This window comes from Pandoraea pnomenusa, assembly GCF_000767615.3.
Taxonomy (GTDB): domain Bacteria; phylum Pseudomonadota; class Gammaproteobacteria; order Burkholderiales; family Burkholderiaceae; genus Pandoraea; species Pandoraea pnomenusa.
This window is the reverse complement of sequence record NZ_CP009553.3, coordinates 943,403-960,668: the sequence shown is the minus strand read 5'-3', so window position 1 is coordinate 960,668 and position 17,266 is coordinate 943,403. Positions and strand designations below refer to the sequence as shown.

General features: G+C 65.4%; 14 protein-coding genes. 2 read left to right on the top strand and 12 right to left on the bottom strand.

Annotated elements, in window-relative coordinates; genetic code table 11:
* Positions 1-7 precede the first annotated feature (7 nt).
* From LV28_RS28405 to LV28_RS28395, 3 genes are all read right to left on the bottom strand, one after another.
* On the bottom strand, positions 8-775 hold the full coding sequence (locus tag LV28_RS28405) for a flagellar brake protein (protein ID WP_023594380.1): 768 nt from the start codon (positions 773-775) through the stop codon (positions 8-10).
* 260 nt (positions 776-1,035) lie between these two features.
* Positions 1,036-1,671 (bottom strand): LysE family translocator, encoded by a 636-nt coding sequence (locus LV28_RS28400; protein WP_023594379.1) that lies wholly within the window; start codon positions 1,669-1,671, stop codon positions 1,036-1,038.
* Positions 1,672-1,901: 230 nt separating this feature from the next.
* On the bottom strand, positions 1,902-2,105 hold the full coding sequence (locus LV28_RS28395) for a cold-shock protein (protein WP_023594378.1): 204 nt from the start codon (positions 2,103-2,105) through the stop codon (positions 1,902-1,904).
* 448 nt (positions 2,106-2,553) lie between these two features.
* Here LV28_RS28395 and LV28_RS28390 point away from each other — a divergent pair, with 448 nt between their 5' ends.
* Complete coding sequence (locus tag LV28_RS28390; RefSeq protein WP_023594377.1) at positions 2,554-3,378, top strand: peptidoglycan DD-metalloendopeptidase family protein; 825 nt, start codon at positions 2,554-2,556, stop codon at positions 3,376-3,378.
* Between the two features lie 100 nt (positions 3,379-3,478).
* Here LV28_RS28390 and mdoH read toward each other — a convergent pair whose 3' ends face one another.
* The 3 genes from mdoH to LV28_RS28375 all read right to left on the bottom strand — a co-directional run bounded on the left by mdoH (position 3,479) and on the right by LV28_RS28375 (position 8,727).
* On the bottom strand, positions 3,479-5,902 hold the full coding sequence (gene mdoH, locus LV28_RS28385) for a glucans biosynthesis glucosyltransferase MdoH (protein WP_081326993.1): 2,424 nt from the start codon (positions 5,900-5,902) through the stop codon (positions 3,479-3,481).
* 209 nt (positions 5,903-6,111) lie between these two features.
* Positions 6,112-7,665 carry a glucan biosynthesis protein G gene (locus LV28_RS28380; RefSeq protein WP_023594375.1) on the bottom strand — a complete coding sequence of 518 codons (1,554 nt, stop codon included), beginning with the start codon at positions 7,663-7,665 and terminating at the stop codon, positions 6,112-6,114.
* 384 nt (positions 7,666-8,049) lie between these two features.
* The gene (locus tag LV28_RS28375) at positions 8,050-8,727 is read right to left on the bottom strand and encodes a LysE family translocator (protein ID WP_038618693.1); all 678 of its coding nucleotides are present in this window, start codon (positions 8,725-8,727) and stop codon (positions 8,050-8,052) included.
* Positions 8,728-9,006: 279 nt separating this feature from the next.
* Between LV28_RS28375 and LV28_RS28370 the strand changes: the two genes are divergently transcribed.
* A complete protein-coding gene (locus tag LV28_RS28370) occupies positions 9,007-9,903 on the top strand; it encodes a LysR substrate-binding domain-containing protein (protein ID WP_038618696.1) in 897 nt (298 codons plus the stop codon).
* A gap of 11 nt (positions 9,904-9,914) precedes the next feature.
* On the opposite strand, the gene LV28_RS28365 is transcribed toward LV28_RS28370, so the two are convergent.
* The 6 genes from LV28_RS28365 to LV28_RS28340 form a co-directional block, all read right to left on the bottom strand.
* Complete coding sequence (locus LV28_RS28365; RefSeq protein ID WP_081326813.1) at positions 9,915-11,444, bottom strand: MATE family efflux transporter; 1,530 nt, start codon at positions 11,442-11,444, stop codon at positions 9,915-9,917.
* A 6-nt stretch (positions 11,445-11,450) separates the two neighbouring features.
* On the bottom strand, positions 11,451-12,470 hold the full coding sequence (locus tag LV28_RS28360; protein WP_155765746.1) for an alpha/beta hydrolase family protein: 1,020 nt from the start codon (positions 12,468-12,470) through the stop codon (positions 11,451-11,453).
* 227 nt (positions 12,471-12,697) lie between these two features.
* Complete coding sequence (locus LV28_RS28355; RefSeq protein WP_048806734.1) at positions 12,698-13,969, bottom strand: cyanate transporter; 1,272 nt, start codon at positions 13,967-13,969, stop codon at positions 12,698-12,700.
* Positions 13,966-15,189 (bottom strand): amidohydrolase family protein, encoded by a 1,224-nt coding sequence (locus LV28_RS28350; RefSeq protein WP_038618699.1) that lies wholly within the window; start codon positions 15,187-15,189, stop codon positions 13,966-13,968. Before LV28_RS28350 ends, LV28_RS28355 begins: the two co-directional genes overlap by 4 nt.
* Positions 15,186-16,664, bottom strand: coding sequence for a sodium:solute symporter family protein (locus tag LV28_RS28345; protein WP_023594368.1), 1,479 nt, complete (start codon positions 16,662-16,664; stop codon positions 15,186-15,188). The genes LV28_RS28350 and LV28_RS28345 overlap by 4 nt, the downstream gene beginning before the upstream one ends.
* Entirely contained in the window at positions 16,661-16,918 is a 258-nt protein-coding gene (locus LV28_RS28340) for a DUF3311 domain-containing protein (RefSeq protein ID WP_023594367.1), read from the bottom strand. The genes LV28_RS28345 and LV28_RS28340 overlap by 4 nt, the downstream gene beginning before the upstream one ends.
* Positions 16,919-17,266 lie beyond the last annotated feature (348 nt).

Genomic DNA, 17,266 nt, shown 5'->3' with positions numbered 1-17,266 from the left:
GGAAACGTCAGCCGCGCGCGAACGCCTTGCGGTTGAGTTCGAGTTGCGTGATGAGCTTCTGCAGGCGCGACTCTGCCGCGCGCGACAGGGCGATGAAGCGGCACCCGATGTGATACTCGACGTCCTTGGCGAGCGGCACACTGCGAATCGCGCACACTTCGAGGTCGACCGGCACGGTACCGTAATCGCGCAATTCGATCTCGGCCTGCATGAGCATCGACCCCTTGGGGATCTCGGCAGCCACTTCCGCCTTGGTGCGCAGCCCTACGCCGCCGAGCGACAGGTCGAACACCGACAGGCGCATCGGCGTGTCATCCGGGAATTTGACCGTGCACTGGTACGGATCGAGGATCGGGGTCTTCACGCGGAAGTTGTCGCGTCGCTGCAGACGCACGAGCGTCTCGGGATACGACGAATAGAACGCCGGATAGCCTTCGTACTCGCGCTCTTCCACATCGCCGATGGGAAAGTGCACCTGAATCCCCTCGGGCACGCCGACGAACAATGCGCGCTTGTTCGCGAGCAGCGCCCGGTTCTCCGACTCCACACCGCCCCAGTCGAAATAGAATCCGCGCGCCTGCGGCTCCACCTTGAGCAATCGCGTGACGAGCTGACGCTGGCCGTTGGCGAAGTACACCGTCATGAAATCGCCGCGCGTCGCCAGATGACGTAGCACACCGCCGATTTCCAGCGGATTGCTGATGCGATACGAGTCGTGCAGTTGAGACTCGTCGTCCGTGGGCGCCGGTGTCACCTGCGGTTCTGTCGTTTCCATACCTGATCTTTTATTTGTTCCCGTGACGGCTGCCTTGCGGCGCGGACCGTACGAATGTAAGCCTTTGCGAAACGCGCTACCTCGCTACTGCGCCATGCCTCGGGTCGTGGACGGGGTCATGGGCGTGGTCAACGACGTTCACGGACGTTAACGGTCGCCGGCCGGAAATATTGAGCATCACTGCGGCGCACGAACCTACTGCTCCCCGTGCCGTGCGCCCCGCTCAGGCGTGTCTCCACGCCCGTAGTTGCCCCGACGACTCAGCGGTGAACCGCTGCCATCAAGGCGCCAAACCCCATGAACACCCCGCCGCTGATGCGGTTGAACGCCTTGAGCACGCGCGCCTCGCGCAGGTAGGGTGCGATGCGAAGGCCGCCGGTCGCGTACACCAGGTACCAACTCACCTCGATCACGGCGAACGTGCCGAGCAGAATCGAGAACTGTGGCAGCTTGGCGGCCGTCGGATCGATGAACTGCGGCAGGAACGCGGCGGCGAAGAGAATGGCCTTCGGGTTGCTGCCGGCAACGAGGAAACCCGCCTTGAAGAGCTTGCCGAAACTCGACTCGGTGGCCAGCGGCGCCCGGAGCCGGGCGGCGGCCTCATTCGTGTCGACCGGCGAGCGCCAGCTCTTGTAGCCGAGATAGACGAGATAGGCGGCGCCAATGTAGCGCAGCGTGTCGAACAGCATCGGCCATGCCTTGAGCACGGCACCGAGACCGGCGGCCGAAATCGACATCATCGCGATGAGTGCGGTCATGCAACCTGCCATCGTGCCAAGCGACGGCCGCAGCCCATGGCGCGCACCGTGCGTCATGACGAGCAGCATGTTCGGACCCGGCGTCGCGGAGACGAAAAAAACGGTGACGACATACAGCCACCAGGTTTGCAGGCTCATGATTGCCTCGAAAGAATGCCGACGGAAATTCGATCTGGCATTGTAGCGTCGAACCGCGACGGTGACATGGTTCGCGTGCACCTCCCGCTGCCACGGCGCGGCCGGGCTGCGCGATGGGCGCGACCGGAAAACAAACAGGCCCGATGACTTTCGTCATCGGGCCTGTCTATCGCGGGATTCCGCCTCGCCCGAAGGGCTGGCGCGGTATCACGTGAATGCGAGCAAGACGCTTACAGCGGCTTGATGTTCGCGGCTTGCTTGCCCTTCGGGCCAACCTTGACCTCGAACGACACGCGTTGGTTCTCTTGCAGCGACTTGAAGCCGTCAACCTTCACTTCCGAGAAGTGAGCGAACAGGTCCTCACCGCCGGCGTCCGGGGTGATGAAGCCGAAGCCCTTTGCGTCGTTGAACCACTTAACAATACCGGTTTCCATGTTTTTTCCTAATAAAACAATAGCCTGGGATCGGAATGACCCCGTCCAGCGCTGACAATCAAGGGAAAATGAAGGACTAGAAACCAGCGAGAAGCAGGAAAACTACGTCGGACAACAACTTCGCGGCTTGACAATCTGCAGTTCGTTTTATACGTGGCCCGCTCGCGCTTGTCAACAGGAGAAATACCGCAAATTAAGTAACAATTTTCCCAATTGACGGGGAATTTGGACGCTCATCGGTGGTCCGACCCCGCGTCGCTGCCCGTACAATGGGCGTTTTGTTCCGCGCCTATGCCGTTGTCGCGCGTCTGGCCCGCGTTTTGTGCTGTCCGAAGCCGTTTTCGGGGGTGTTTCCCCTCTTTCTCCGTTCCCGGATCCAGCGCTGTTTTCCTTGACGCCCTCGCTGCCACGTTGCGCCCTCGCCATTGGGCCTCTCACCTGCCTACGGATGGAGCCTAACCGCCTCACGCGATCCGATCGATCGCAATCTGCAGTCCCGACGACAAGCCAATCCCGCTGGCTCGCCCGTTGCCGCACGCACACGCTCAGTCTGACCGTCTGTCTGGCGCTCGCCGCCTGTGCCGGTTCACCGACCTATGGCCCGGTACCCGCGGGCAGCTATCGCGTCCAGTCGGGCGACACGCTTTACGGCATTGCCCGCGCGAACAACACGAGCACGGCCAATCTGGTGCGCTGGAACGGGTTGACCGATCCGGACAAGATCGAGGTCGGTCAGGTGCTGCGCGTCGTGCCGCCCGCGGGCGCGAACGCCGCGGCCGGTGCGCCTGCCACGGCCGCGGCGTCGAGCGGCAGTACGTCGCCCTCGACCGCCCGGCCGCGCCCGCAGACCAAGCCAGCGGCTCGCCCGGCGCCCGCGCCGGCCGCGCCACGCGTCGCCACGAACAAGATCCCGATGATCTGGCCCGCCGACGGTCCGGTGCTCGCCAACTTCAACGGCAGCAGTAACAAGGGCGTGGACATCGGCGGGCGGCCGGGCGACAAGATCTACGCCGCCGCCGCGGGCAAGGTGGTCTACGCCGGCAACGGCTTACGCGGATACGGCAACCTGGTGATGATCCAGCATGAGAACGGCTATCTGACCGCCTATGCCCACAACCGGGCGATTCTGGTCAAGGAAAGCCAGTCGGTGAGCAAGGGCCAGACGATTGCGGAGATGGGCGACACCGACTCGCACGGCACGGTGAAGCTGCATTTCGAGGTGCGCCAGAAGGGCACGCCGTTCAACCCGAGAGACTTCCTGCCATCGCGTTGACCCGCGTGACGTCATGATGGCAAAACGGCAAGGCGCAATGCCTTGCCGTTCTTTTGTTGCGCGCGGCGCAACGCCGTCCCGCAGGCCTTGCCCCCCGCGTTCAGGCGGATGCGAGAAATCCCTGCGACAGTCCGTTGGCCCGGGCGTCGCGCCATTCCCGATGCGCCCGCGGATCGGTCCACACCAGCAGATGCAGCGCCGCGAGACCGCGCGGGTCGTTGAGCAATTCCCACTTCTGCGTGTTGGTCAGACGGGTGGGCCCCTTGAGCAACGCCGTCTCCACGCGCCCGGCGCGCAAGGCGCCGCGCTTGGCGTCGTCGCGGGTCGGCGCCACGCTCGACGCGACCAGCGCGTTGGCCATGGGATCGACCACGGCGTCGACGAAGTCGACATGCTTGCCCGCCTCGTCCGTGTACTTCTCCGTCATGCGCAGTTCCTTGGGTGGCCACGACTCTTCGGGAATCAGGAACAGGCGGGCGCGCTTGAGCGCGCGTCCGAGCGACACTCGGCTCGAGAACACGGACACCGGAATCGAGATCATCATCGAACCGACGATCGGCATGAGCCACCAGATGAAGTCCGGATTGAGCCAGTAGACGACCGCCCCCCAGCCCATACCGATGACGGTTTGCAGACCGTGGCGACGAATCGCCTCACTCCAGTGCGTTTCGGCGTCCTCGCGCGGCGGCGACTTCCACTGGATGGCAATGCCGGTAAGCGCCGCGAGCACGAATTGGGTGTGAAAGAGCATCCGCACGGGCGCGAGCAGGGCCGAGAACACCATCTCGATGAACATGCTCACGGTCACGGCAAACCAGCCGCCGAAGCGCTTCGCGCCTTTCACCCAGATCAGCAGCACGGCCAGGATCTTCGGCAGGAAGAGCAGTGTTGCCGTCGCCGAGAACAAGGCCAGCGCGCGCTCCGGGTGCCACTCCGGCCAGACCGGAAACAGCTGGCGAGGCGCCGTGAAGTATTCGGGCACCACGAGGGTGTGCTTGGCGAGCAGGCACGTCGAGAGAATCAGGAAGATGAACCATAGCGGCGCGGACACATACGCCATGGCGCCCGTGACGAACACCGCGCGATGCACGGGGTGCATGCCTTCGGCGAGGAACAGCCGGAAGTTCATCAGATTACCCTGGCACCAGCGGCGGTCGCGCTTGAGCTCGTCGAGCAGGTTCGGCGGCATTTCCTCGTAGCTGCCGGGCAGGTCGTAGGCGATCCACACGCCCCAGCCCGCACGTCGCATGAGCGCGGCTTCGACGAAGTCGTGCGAGAGAATCGCACCGGACATCGCGCCCTTGCCGGGCAATGGGGCGAGCGCGCAATGGTCCATGAAAGGCTTCAGGCGAATGATCGCGTTGTGCCCCCAGTAATGGGATTCGCCCAGTTGCCAGTAGTGCAGGCCGGCGGTGAAGAGCGGACCGTAGACGCGGCCGGCAAACTGTTGGAGGCGCGCATAGAACGTTTCGCGACCGGCCGCGAGCGGCGCGGTCTGGATCAGGCCGGCGCCCGGATGGGATTCCATCATGCGCACGAGCTTGGTCAGGCATTCGCCGCTCATCACACTGTCGGCATCGAGCACGATCATGTAGCGGTAGTTGCTGCCCCAGCGACGGCAGAAGTCGTCGAGGTTGCCGCTCTTGCGCTTCACACGCCGTTGGCGGCGGCGGTAGAAGATGCGTCCGAACCCGCCGACTTCGCGGCACAACGCCTGCCAGGCGTCGACTTCCGCGGTGCAGTTGTCCGCCTCGTTGGAGTCGGACAGGATGAAGAAGTCGAAGCGATCGAGCGAGTCGGTCTTGGCGAGCGACTCGTAGGTCGCGCGCAAACCGGCGAACACGCGACCGACGTCTTCGTTGCAGATCGGCATGACGATCGCCGTGCGCGCATCGGGCGCGATCGGCGCATCGCCGGCGGCCATCTTCGAGATCATGTGACGCTCGCCGCCGAACAGCAGGACGAAGAAGCCGAAGACGGCCGTCCAGAAGCCGGCCGACACCCACCCGAAGAGCAGCACGAACAGCACGAGCACGGCGAATTCGAGCGGATCGGCGCCATGGTAGGGCAACACGGATGCCATGAAGTGCGTGGCGAGCGCGGTCTGCGCGATCATCAGCGCGAGCAGCATCCAGCGGCGGCGGCGGCCGGCCTGCGACCATTTCCCCTTGGGGTCGGGCGCGTCGCGCACGAGCGGATCGGGGTCTTCGCGGCCGATGAGCTTGCGCCACAGGCGAGCGAGCGGATTGAGCGACCATTCGCGCGGAATGAGGGATGCGCGACGCACGGGCGGTGCGATGCGCAGCGTCTGCACGCCGCGCACTTCGTTCAGGCCGGCCGCGCTCGCCAGCGAACCGCCTTCGGCCAGGGCAAGACGCGCGGGCTGCGAGTCGAGCACGGCCGCGCTGTCGGATTCGATCTCGGCGAGGTCGTGCGGGTGCCACGCGGCGGTTGCCACGTGGGCATCGGTCACTGTGGCGCCCTGGCTCGAATTGCCGGCGTCGCCCTCGGGCGAGCCCACCATGGGTGTCGCATGCGCGGGGTCGACGTCCGGCGCCGCGTCGCTCGCGGGGTGCGTCAGGCGCGCGGCGAGCAAGCGCTGCAAGCGCGTCAGAACGTCGAGCGAATCGCCGCCGTCGCGCTTCGCCTGGGCGAGCAGCGCGCGACGCTTTTCAGCGGGCAGGGGCAACCGGTCGATGTACAACTCGTCGACCGGAATGTCGGAGCGGTCGCTCACTCGGGGGGTAACAGGTAGCTCCACGTTTCGGATAGGGTATTGCTGCCGTTGCGCAGGTAGGCGCGCATTTCGACGGGTTTCTCGGAATCGAGGCGGCGCATGCGCAGCATGACGCGATAACCTCCCGTGACGTCATTGCGCTGCGTCTGCACTTCGAGGATCTTGCCATTGCCGTCGATGGACACATTCCCTTCGACCTTGGCGTCTTCCGGCAGTTTCTTGAGCGCCGGGCCTTCGAAATCGAGCGCGAACAGCAGACTGTCGTCTGGTTTTCCCCGGTAGCCATGGCCGCGACGGCTTTGCGACACCCACGCCATCGGCGGGCGCTTGTCGTTATCCTTTTGCCACGACAGTCGGTATTCGAGCGAATACGGCTGTTTGGGCTTGGGCGGCGCATCGGGTACCCAGTACGCCACGATGTTGTCGTTGGTTTCGTCCGGCGTGGGAATCTGCACGAGTTCGACGCGGCCTTGTCCCCACTTGCCCTTGGGTTCGACCCAGGCGCTCGGACGCGACTCGTAGTGGTCCTCGAGGTCCTGGTAGTCGCTGAAGTCGCGATCGCGCTGCATGAGCCCGAACCCCGCCGGGTTGGACAAGGCGAACGAGGAGACCAGCAGGCGCTTGGGATTGACGAGGGGACGCCAGATCCATTCGCCGGTGCCGGACTGGATGGACAGGCCGTCGGAGTCGTGCACTTCGGGGCGATAGTCGGGCACGGCGGCCGGTTGGTTCTCGCCGAAGAAGAACATGCTGGTGAGCGGCGCAATGCCGAGCTTGGTGACGTTCTCGCGCAGGAACAGTTCGGCCTTGACGTCGACGGTGGTGTCGACGCCGGGTCGCAGCGTGAAGCGATAGGCGCCACTGGCGCGCGGCGAATCGAGCAGCGCGTAGATGGTCAGTTCCTTGGCGCCCGGCGCGGGCCGCTGGATCCAGAATTCGGTGAACCGCGGAAACTCCTCGCCGGAGTTCAGCGCGGTGTCGAGCGCGAGGCCACGTGCCGACAGGCCGTAGGTCTGGTTCTTGCCCAGCGCGCGGAAGTAGCTCGCGCCGAGGAACACCATCACTTCGTCCTTGTATTTGGGTGCGTTGACCGGGTAGTGAATGCGAAAGCCCGCAAAGCCGAGACCCTTGAGCTGCTTCGGGTCGACCTTGAGCGCGCCGAACTCGAACATGTCGGGGCTGTAGCGCACTTCGCGCACGGCGTTGCCGACCACTTCGTTGATCTTGACCGGCCGGTCGTAGTACGAGCCTTCGTGGAAGAACATCAACTCGAACGGCAGTTTCTGCGCGCGCCAAAGTGCCTTTTCAGGCTTGAAGCGGATGTTGCGGTACCGGTCGTACGAGAGGTTCTGAAGCTCCTTGGGGAGGTTCGGATCCTTGGGCTTGTACCGATTGTTCGCCAGCGTGCGCGCCTGTTTGGCGACGTCGTCGAACGAGAAGGCATGGGCGGCGCCGGAGCACAACGCGCAAATGCCGAGCGCGCCGGCAAGCGCCAGGCGCAGGACACGGCGGGATATCACGCGGAAACTCGCGGTGGACAGGAATTCCATCGGCAGTGAGGAGTGGCATGTAATGCGCGTGCTGACCGCAGCCAGCGTGCGCCGAACGCGCAATTTTACCCGTTCATTTCCCGATTGACTAAAGGCGCATCGGCAAAACCTTCGAAGCAGGCACTCACATTACCCCGATCGTCAGCTATGACGGCACTTCACGGCGGTCATAAATTTGTGACTATTTGTGACTAACGGACATTTCGAAAGGATTTCTTTTCCTTTTTGCCGGATTCCCGCCATTCAACCGCCATTTTCGCGTCATTCCTGCAGCATTCCGGAGCGATTCGGATAATTACCACCAAATTATCATGACGTTATAACGTGAGTGTCATGCATCGGCCGGACCCGCATTTTTCGTCGCTCCCTGCGCCGCCCCCTGCTTCAGCGACTGGCCACGGCCAGCAATCCCCCCAACGCCATGAGCGCCCCACCAATGGTCCGGCGAACCGCCCGCTGGCGACGCACCATCGCCGCCCGCATCCATCCCGCCGAAAAGCCCAACGCGACCAGACTGAACCATGCCCAATGCGCCAGCGACATGAACACCCCATACGCCAACCCCAGCCCCCAACCCGCCCCGGGATGGATAACCTGCGTGAACGTACTCACCACAAACAACGTGGTCTTCGGATTCAACACGTTCGTGAAAAACCCCGTGCGCACCGCCACCATCGCCCTCCCCCGAAACCGGCGTCCACCTCCGCAGTCCGCGCGCTGCAATCCCCCACCCGATACCACGCCCCCCGTCGACTCGCCCTCCCGCACCACATCAACCACCAGCGACCGATCCCGCAAGGTCCGCCAACCGATGTACACCAGGTACGCCGCCCCCACCCACTTGATCACCCCAAACATCCACGGCACCCGCGCGATCAATATCCCCACCCCCACCAACGTGTAAAACACATGCACCTGCACGCCCGCCGCAATCCCCACCGCCACCCACATCCCCGCCCGCCGACCATCCCGCCAGCTCGATCGCGTCACCATCGCGAAATCCGCCCCCGGACTGATCACCGCCAACACCGTGATCGTCATCACCGCCACTAACTCTTGCATGATTTTTTCTCACCCTTTCTCTCTTTTACTCCCACCCCACTCCCCACCCCACTCCCCATCCCTCCCCCCGCAGCGGACCGGGGACCTATTCCGCCCCTCAAACATTGACCCAACTCGGTTCGGAACAGGCCCCCGATCCGCCGCTCTTCGCACCCTTTGACTCATCTTTCTTTCCCCACCCCTTCCCCTCCTTTTGTCCGCGATGTTTGTATTTTCTGCCCCTTTCTCATCACCCAAAAGCGATGATTTTTCGCCGCTATTCGTGATATTTTTTCACGTATGCATCACTCCATTCCCCTCAATGCGCTCCGCGTCTTCGACGTCGCCGCCAGCGAACTCAGCTTCGCCCGCGCCGCCGAACGCCTCTTCGTCACCCACGGCGCAGTCAGCCGCCAAATCCGTTCGCTCGAAGTCGCCCTCGGCATCCCCCTCTTCGAACGACGCAACCGCGCCGTCTTCCTCACCCCCGCCGGCGAACGCCTCCACGCCACCACCCGGCAAATGTTCGATCAACTCGCCACCACCCTCTCCAACCTCCAACCCTCCCCCACCTCTCACACTCTCGTCGTCTCCTGCGAACCCACCCTCGCCATGCGCTGGCTCATCCCCCGCCTCGGCGCCTTCTCCCAACTCCACCCGGACATCGCCCTCCACCTGCATTCCGCCGGCGGACCACTCAACCTCGACACCGCCGGCGTGGACATCGCCATCCGCCGCAATGACTTTTTCTGGAGTCACGCACTGGTCGCCGAACCCCTGGCCGAGGAATGGATCGGCCCAGTCGGCCTGCCCGCCTCGTTCGCGTCACCTCATCCACCACAACTCAATACCCGCACCCGCCCCCTCGCCTGGCAAGACTGGCACCGCGCCATGCGCAACGCCAATCGACCCGCCCCACCCAGCCAACCCGGCGCTCCACCGTTCGAACACTTTTATCTGAGTCTGCAAGCCGCCGGCGCCGGTCTCGGCGCAGCGATCGGCTCGGTGTACATGGTGTGCGATGAACTGGAAGCCGGGCGCCTCGTCGCCCCCCACGGCTTCGTTCGCGATGGTTCGACCTATGTCGCCCTGTCGCGTACGCCCCCGGCATCCCACCCGGCAAGCGCCGCGCTGGTGGAATGGCTACGCACGGAATTGGCCGCGTCAGCCGCCCGATGGACTGCCAACGCTCGCTGATGCCCCTCCTGTCAGGGACGCGTTTCGGTGGATTCGCCCGGCGCTTCGCGTGAATCGAAGGGACGGCGAGGATCGCCAGTCAGCGACTCGCCCGGCGAAGGCGACGCGACGGGCGCCGGCGACGGCCCCGCCGGGGCACTCACGGCATCCTTGACCGGCGCCACGGCCGGCCTCGCGCCACCGGGCAGCATCCGCATGCCCCGCCACCGGCCCCACTTGTAGTAGGCGAGCGCCATGACGAGCGAGACCGCGAAGCCCAGCGGGAAACTCCACCAGATCGCCTCCGCCCCCCAGTGTTTCTGCATCTGCCACGCAAACGGCAACCGGATGATCCACTGCGAGACGAACAGGATGACGAGCGGCGCCGCCACCGCGCCCGTCGCACGCACGACACCGAACAGCACGATGGTCACGCCGAACAGCACGAACGACCACGCCACTACGGTGTTGATGTGCTGCGCAACGGAGATGGCATAGCCGTCGCCCGGCAGAAAGGCGTTGATGAACTGGCGATTGAACACGAGGATGGCAATGACGAGCGCGCCGGTCATGACGAAGTTGAGACCCACGCCGACCCGGCCGATGCGCGAGACGCGATTCCACAACCCCGCCCCCACGTTCTGCGCGGTCATGGATGACACACCCGCACCGATGGCCAGCGCCGGCATCTGCACGTAGGTCCACAACTGGGAAGCAACACCGTACGCTGCCGTGGTCTGCGATCCGTACCCATTGACGAATCCCATCATGACCATGGCCGACGACGAGATCACAACCATCTGCAACCCCATCGGCAAGCCCTTGACGACGATGAGCCTGAGCAACCCCGGATCGATGCGAAGGTATTTCCAGTCCTTGCGCTGCAGCCACAAGGGATCGCGCCGGCGATAGAGGGTGTACAGGAGCGCCGCGAGACTCACGCTCTGCGCCACGAGGGTCGCGCCCGCCGAGCCCGCGATGCCGAATGGCGGGACCGGTCCCCACCCGAAGATGAACAACGGATTGAGCGCGACGTCGAGGCCGGCCGAAAGCAGCATGAACCGGAACGGCGTGCGCGCATCGCCCGCCCCCCGTAACGCCATCATGACGAAGTTGTAGAAGTACATGACCGGCAAGGCCACGAAGATGATGCGCAGGTAAGCGACGGCGAAGTCGCGCGCGTCGCCCGGCGTGCCGAGCATGTGCAGCAGTTCGGGCGTAAAGCAGTAGCCGATCAGGGCCACAGCCACGGAGACCAGTACGAAGAAGGTGGCGCTGGTGCCGACGATTCGCTGGGTGAGCTCGCGATTCTTGGCGCCGATGGACTGGCCGATGAGGATGGTATTGGCCATGCTGATGCCGAACACCACGCCCAGCAGGAAGAACAGCAGGATGTTGGCGTTCGACGCCGCGGTCAGCGCGGACTCGCCCAGGTAATGCCCGATCCACATGGCGTTGATCGACGCGTTGAGCGACTGCAGGACATTGCTGCCGAGCACGGGCAGCGAGAACCAGAACAGCGTCTTGCCGATGGGGCCGCGCGTCAGATCCCTTTCGGCCATGGTGCGCTATTTGGCTTCGAATTTCACGCCGGATGCCGGCGTGGGCACGGCGCATCGGTGCGCGCGCACATTGTCGAGAAAGCGCTGGATGATAGGCAGCACCTTGGCCTCGATGTCGCCGTGACCGTATCCGAACCCGGCGAAGTTGAAATGCGTGGCGTTGTCGACGACAGCCTGCCAATGGCACCCCGGAGGAAGATCGGCGAAGGGCTCGGTGCGCGTCTGCCATTTGCCGTCGAGCGGCGCGTCGCGCGTGCCGGTGACGAGCAGCACGGGTTTGTGGACGTCGTGCCAGGCCCCCGCCGGAAAGATCGGCCCGCTGCCCTGGGGCGACAACGCGATGTAGCCGTCGAAGCGGTCGTCGCTGTCGAGCCCGAGCTTGTTCTTCGCCCCCGCCTCGATCATGACAGTGACGGCCCCCATGGAATGCCCCACCAGCACGGAGGGCCCCGCACGGCATTGCGTTCGCGCCCAATGCAGTGCTGCCCCGGTATCTTCGAACCGGTCGTCATACGCTTCGGGGTCCGTAGTGAGTGCGAGCAGGCCATCGCGCAATCCACCGTTTCGCACCCGCTCGCGCAAGGAGTCGCGCCCGCTTTCCTTGTGTGCCATGGTCACGGCGAGCCACCCGTATTGCGACAGGGCCCGGCCGAGCCACGCGAGCGCGTCGCGGTCGTCACCCGCCCCCGGGCTCAGCACGGCCACGCCGCTGCAGGCCGCCGGCGGACGGAAGACGTGGAGTTCGGCATAGGCGCCATCGCTGCGCAACACGCGCTGGTCGACGCCGGTGGAAGGGGAGGCTTTGGCCGCCGGCGCCGCGCTGGCGGCAACGGGCGCCGAAGGCGCGGAAGCCGCGGCGGGTCGCACGACAGGATTGCCCGGTCGCCCGGGCAAGAGGGTGTCAGCAGCCGGAACGAGGGGGGAGAACGTGCCGAGTCCAAGCATCAATGCGGCCGCGCCGACGCTGCGGGCACCGACCGTGACGAGTGTCGTCCCGAACGATCGTCCCACGGTCCCGCGCGACATTCCGAGCATCCGTTCTCCCTTTGGCCTGGTCTCTGAAGATACGCAGCCAATCGGGCCCTGCGGACCGAGAGCACCGACCGGACCGGCAACGACGGTCTCGCGCCGAAGTCCCGCTGCGACATCACACGATGAGCCATCTTAGCGCGGATTGCGAAGGGATTCGCATGAATTTTGCATTGGCGAATCGTGTCTCGCGTGCGCAACGCATGAGCCCTCCGGCGCGCACGTCACGCGCGCTGATGACGCGCCTGTCGTCGATCACGCGCCAGGCGGAGGGCCGCCGCGTAGCCGGCCGGATCGAAGCGCCAGGTCAGCGCGATCAGCGTCATGTTGACGACGATGAGTCCGGCCCACGACGGCAGGAAGCTGCCCGTCGCGGCGAGCACGGCACCGGCCGCGAACGGCGCAATTGCCGCGATGCAAAAACCCACGCCCTGCATGAAGGCCGCAAGCGCGGCGGCGTGACGCGGCTGTGTGTGATGATCGAGGGCCAGCACGAGTCCCAGCGAGAAGGTCCCCCCCAGGCCGAAGCCAATGCCGCCGACCCATGCCCACGGGGCGAGGTCGGGCGCACAGGCCAGACCGGCGAGTCCGGCCAGGGTGGCCGCCAGTGCCAGAGTGAGCCAGCGGCGCCGGTCGACGTTGCGGCGCGCGAGCCACGGCAGCATGAGGGCGGCCACGACCTGGCACGCGGTCAGGCCCGCGAGCAGGGCGCCGCTTCGCGTCGCGCTCATGCCATGCTGCTGGTAGAACGGCGGCAGCCAGGCCACCATGGTCGTGTAGGTGCAGTTGATGAGGCCGAAGTAGACGGCGAGCGTCCACGCCCGGTGGTTGCACAGCAGGTGCAACATGGACGGCGCTTCATCCGCAGACGACGTCGCGCGCTCGCCGACCGCTTCATTCGCGGGGCGCGATTCCACGGCAATGGCGGCCCGCGCGCCGCCTGTGGCCGGCGACGCCGACAACGGCGCGCGCGACCACGCGAGCGCCGCCGCCAGCACGACCGGCAGCCACATGCCGAGTCCGATGCGCCAGTCGCCGGCCCCGGAGGCCGCCCAGGGACTGAGCGCCGCCCCGAGTCCCCCGCCCCCCATGAGCGCGGCGGAATACAAGCCCATCATCGCGCTCATGCGCGCGGCACCATAGTTCGCCTTGACCACGCCGGGCAGCAATGCCTGGACGATGGCAATGCCAACGCCCGACGCAAGCGCGGTGGCGATCATGGTCACGGTATCGTCGGCGACGAAGCGCACGCCACAGGCAAGCGCCAGCGCCGCCAGGCCGAGCAGCACGCCGCGACGCTCGCCGAAACGCCGCGTCAGCCCGCCGGCCGCGAACGCCCCCGCGCCCATGGCCAGCACGGGCAGCGACGTCAGCAACGCCGCCACCGGATAGGTCATGCCCGTGGCGGAGCGAATTTGCGGCAACAAGGGACTGATGGACGTGAGCGTCGGGCGCAGCGTGAGGCCCACCGCGACGATGGCCAGCCAGAGGGTCATACCGCAACGCCCTCGCTGACGACGACGCGTCCGTTGGCCACTACCCAGCGACGCGGCGCGCGCGTGACGATGGCTTGCGCCGCATTGACGGCGTCGACGAGTACCAGATCGGCTCGCGCGCCCACGTGCAGACCGTAGTCGTCGAACCAGCAGGTGCGCGCGCCCTGGTGCGTCACGCAATCGAGCGCCATCTCGAGCTCGTCGTCGCGTCGCAGGTTGTAACGCAATCCGATCATCATGGCGCGCTCGAGCATGTCGGGCACGCCATACGGTGTCCAGGTGTCGCGAATGCCGTCGTTGCCGCCCGCGAGCGGCACCCCGGCGCGACGGCACGCCATGAGCGGCGGCACGACGCGTGACGGTGGCGCCGTGGTGATCAGTGCCACACCGGCATCCGCCAGCCGGGCCAGCATGGCATCGGCCCGCGCCGTATCCAGTTCCCCCAGACAAAACGCATGCGAGACCACCACCCTGCCCTGCATGCCAAGCGCCGCAATGCGCTCGAGCATCAGTTCGAATGTGAAGACGCCCATCTCGCCCGGTTCATGCAGGTGCATGTCGATGGGACATCCGTGTTTGTCCGCGAGCGCGAACATGGCGTCGAGCGAGGCTTTCGGATCGCGGTCGATGGCGCACGGATCGAGCCAGCCGAGCACGTCGGCGCCACGTGCAAGCGCCGCGTCGAGCAAGGCCACGGTGCCCTCGCGATCGAGCACGCCCGACTGCGGAAACGCCACGATCTGCATGTCGAGCGTGTCGGCCAGTGTCTCGCGCGTGGCGAGCACCCCTTCGAGATGGCGCAGACCGGCATCGGTGTCGATGTCGACGTGCGTGCGCAGGCGCGTGGTGCCGGCGGCGAGAAACGCGCGACCGAGCGCCAGCGATGCCGCGCCCGCGTCGTGGCCACTCTCGGCACGCCAGCGACGCTCGTTGTCGATCCGGTCGATGAGCCGCGAGCCGCATTCATTGACGTACCAGGGCATCCCCCACACGGTCTTGTCCAGATGCGTGTGCGACTCCACGAGCCCCGGCAGCAACAACGCGCCGCGCGCATCGATGCGCGTGACGCCATCTGCCGCCAGAGGCGAAGCCGACGGAGCCGACGGAGGCGACACCGGGGGTAGCGATGCCCCGATGGCCGCGATCCGTCCGTCCTCGACGCGCACGTCCACCGGCGTCCCGTCGAGCGCGCGTGCGTTGCGAATGTCCAGTATTGTCATGCCTTCCTCAGGTTGATTTCCCCGGCGACGTTGCGCGAACGCGTGAGCAGACTCACCGCCACGAACGTCACCCCGTTCACCGCCAGCGCCACCAGCCCCATGTTGATCGATGCGACCGTCGCCGAAGCGTTCGGCATCAACGTGTGCAGGTTGACGTCGAAGCCGACCGCCGCGGCCAGCACGACAGCCCCGGCGCCAATGCCGGCGAATGCGCCGTACTTGTTGCCGAACGGACGCGGCAGCAGGCTTGCCACGAATGACGGGAACAGCTGCGTGAGCAGGCTCGACGCGAACAGCGCCAGCGCCACGAAGGTCGCGCCGCCGCGCAGCACGAAGAACACCGCAACCAGCCCGAACACCGGCAGCACGCGCTTGGCAAGCTTGCCGACCGCAGCTTCGCTCGCGTCGGGAGCGAAGCCGTCGCGATAGATGTTCTTGGCGATCAGCGTCGAGGCGTTGAGCAGGATCATCGAACCCGGCACGAGCGCGGTCAACACCCCCACGCCGCCGATCACACCCACGAACCACGGCGAGAACGTCTGCTTGACGATACGCAGCAGCGCCAGATCCGAGTCCGCGCCGGTGAGCCCCGGCACTTGCAGAATCGCGGCAAAGCCGACGAAGAACATGAACGCAATGACCATCTGGTAGAGCGGCATCAGGATCGTGTTCTTGCGCACCGCATTTTCCGTCTTGGCCGCATACACCGAGGTGAACACGTACGGATACAGGTAGTAGCCGAGCGACGTCAGCAGAATCGTCGAGTTGTACCAGGACAGCGTGAGGCCACTCGTGGGCAGTTGCAGGAAGCCAGGTCGCGCGGCCTCGATGCGGTCGAACATCTCGCCGAATCCTCCGAAGTAGTGCAGCGGCAGATAAATGCCGAGGAACACCGCGATCGCGAGAATCAGAACGTCCTTGTAAATGGCAATGCTCGCGGAGCCGTGAATGCCCGAGACGGTGATGTAGAGCACCATCGCGATCGCACCACACCAGATCGCCACGGCAGGTGAGATGCTGCCATACGACGCCTCGGACACGATGATGCCCAGGCCACGCAGTTGAATGATCAGCAACGCACTCATGCCCAGCACGGCCACCACCGAGACAACCACACCGAGCGCACGCGAGCGGTACGCCGTGGCGAAGAAGTCGGAGAACGACACGCAATGGTGTCGCGTGGCATGACGCCACGCCGCCGGCAGCATCCAGTACCCCAGCAGATAGGCCAGCGCGCCGTAGGCCAGGATGTAGAACGCGGGCGGCCCCTTGCTGTAGGCCCACCCGCTCGCGCCGAGGAACGTGAACGTCGAGAACGCCTCGCCCGCCATCAACAGGAACACGAGCAGCGTTCCGAAGCCCCGGCCACCGACGGCCCACTGCTCCAGACTCATGGTGCGCCCGCGCCGCGCACGAATGCCCACGAACAGGGCGAAGGCAAGAAACGCCGCAATGACGGCCAGCGCGGCATTCATGACGTCGCTCCGTCGCGCCTGGCACAAGCGTCGGGCGCCACACCGTCGCCCACCCCCGGATTGCGCCCGGCATCGCGCGATCCGTCGAAGCGGAACATCACGACCATGACGGCCGAGGTGAGCAGCAGCCAGACGATGTTCCACGTCATCAGGAACGGCAGCCCGGCGAGCCGGGTGCCCAGATGCTCGGCGAGCCAACCGCCGCTATAGAAGGCCGCGATGGGAAGCGCGGCCAGGCAATGTACAGGTTTCATGACGTCTCCAGACCCAACAGGAATCGAACGACCGCCGCAATGGCGTGTCCCGATGGCTTGCCCGCTTCGTGGCTGGCGAGTGACGACGAATTGCCATATCATCAACCAAACACCACAAAATGGTTAACCATTTTTGTTGACCATTATCGGCAACGAATTGCCGAAATGCAAGGTCGCGGTGTTGGAGTGCGGGTTTGCGATAGGGGCCGAAGGCGCATGGCAGGGGCGCGGCGGCGTGCGCGACAAACGTACGCGGGCGGTGTCGGCACCGGTTGGCGCCCCGTCACGGGGCGTCGGCACGGGATCGCCGTCCTGGGGCGGTGGCGCGAGCGTGGGGACAGGTACAAT

Coding starts and splice junctions, on each gene's coding strand:
- LV28_RS28390 (WP_023594377.1), top strand. CDS start 2,554: ATGGAGCCTAACCGCCTCACGCGATCCGATCGATCGCAATCTGCAGTC.
- LV28_RS28395 (WP_023594378.1), bottom strand. CDS start 2,105: ATGGAAACCGGTATTGTTAAGTGGTTCAACGACGCAAAGGGCTTCGGC.
- LV28_RS28350 (WP_038618699.1), bottom strand. CDS start 15,189: ATGACAATACTGGACATTCGCAACGCACGCGCGCTCGACGGGACGCCG.
- LV28_RS28380 (WP_023594375.1), bottom strand. CDS start 7,665: ATGGAATTCCTGTCCACCGCGAGTTTCCGCGTGATATCCCGCCGTGTC.
- LV28_RS28345 (WP_023594368.1), bottom strand. CDS start 16,664: ATGAATGCCGCGCTGGCCGTCATTGCGGCGTTTCTTGCCTTCGCCCTG.
- LV28_RS28360 (WP_155765746.1), bottom strand. CDS start 12,470: ATGTCGCGCGGGACCGTGGGACGATCGTTCGGGACGACACTCGTCACG.
- LV28_RS28375 (WP_038618693.1), bottom strand. CDS start 8,727: ATGCAAGAGTTAGTGGCGGTGATGACGATCACGGTGTTGGCGGTGATC.
- LV28_RS28405 (WP_023594380.1), bottom strand. CDS start 775: ATGGAAACGACAGAACCGCAGGTGACACCGGCGCCCACGGACGACGAG.
- LV28_RS28355 (WP_048806734.1), bottom strand. CDS start 13,969: ATGACCCTCTGGCTGGCCATCGTCGCGGTGGGCCTCACGCTGCGCCCG.
- mdoH (WP_081326993.1), bottom strand. CDS start 5,902: ATGGTGGGCTCGCCCGAGGGCGACGCCGGCAATTCGAGCCAGGGCGCC.
- LV28_RS28340 (WP_023594367.1), bottom strand. CDS start 16,918: ATGAAACCTGTACATTGCCTGGCCGCGCTTCCCATCGCGGCCTTCTAT.
- LV28_RS28365 (WP_081326813.1), bottom strand. CDS start 11,444: ATGGCCGAAAGGGATCTGACGCGCGGCCCCATCGGCAAGACGCTGTTC.
- LV28_RS28400 (WP_023594379.1), bottom strand. CDS start 1,671: ATGAGCCTGCAAACCTGGTGGCTGTATGTCGTCACCGTTTTTTTCGTC.
- LV28_RS28370 (WP_038618696.1), top strand. CDS start 9,007: ATGCATCACTCCATTCCCCTCAATGCGCTCCGCGTCTTCGACGTCGCC.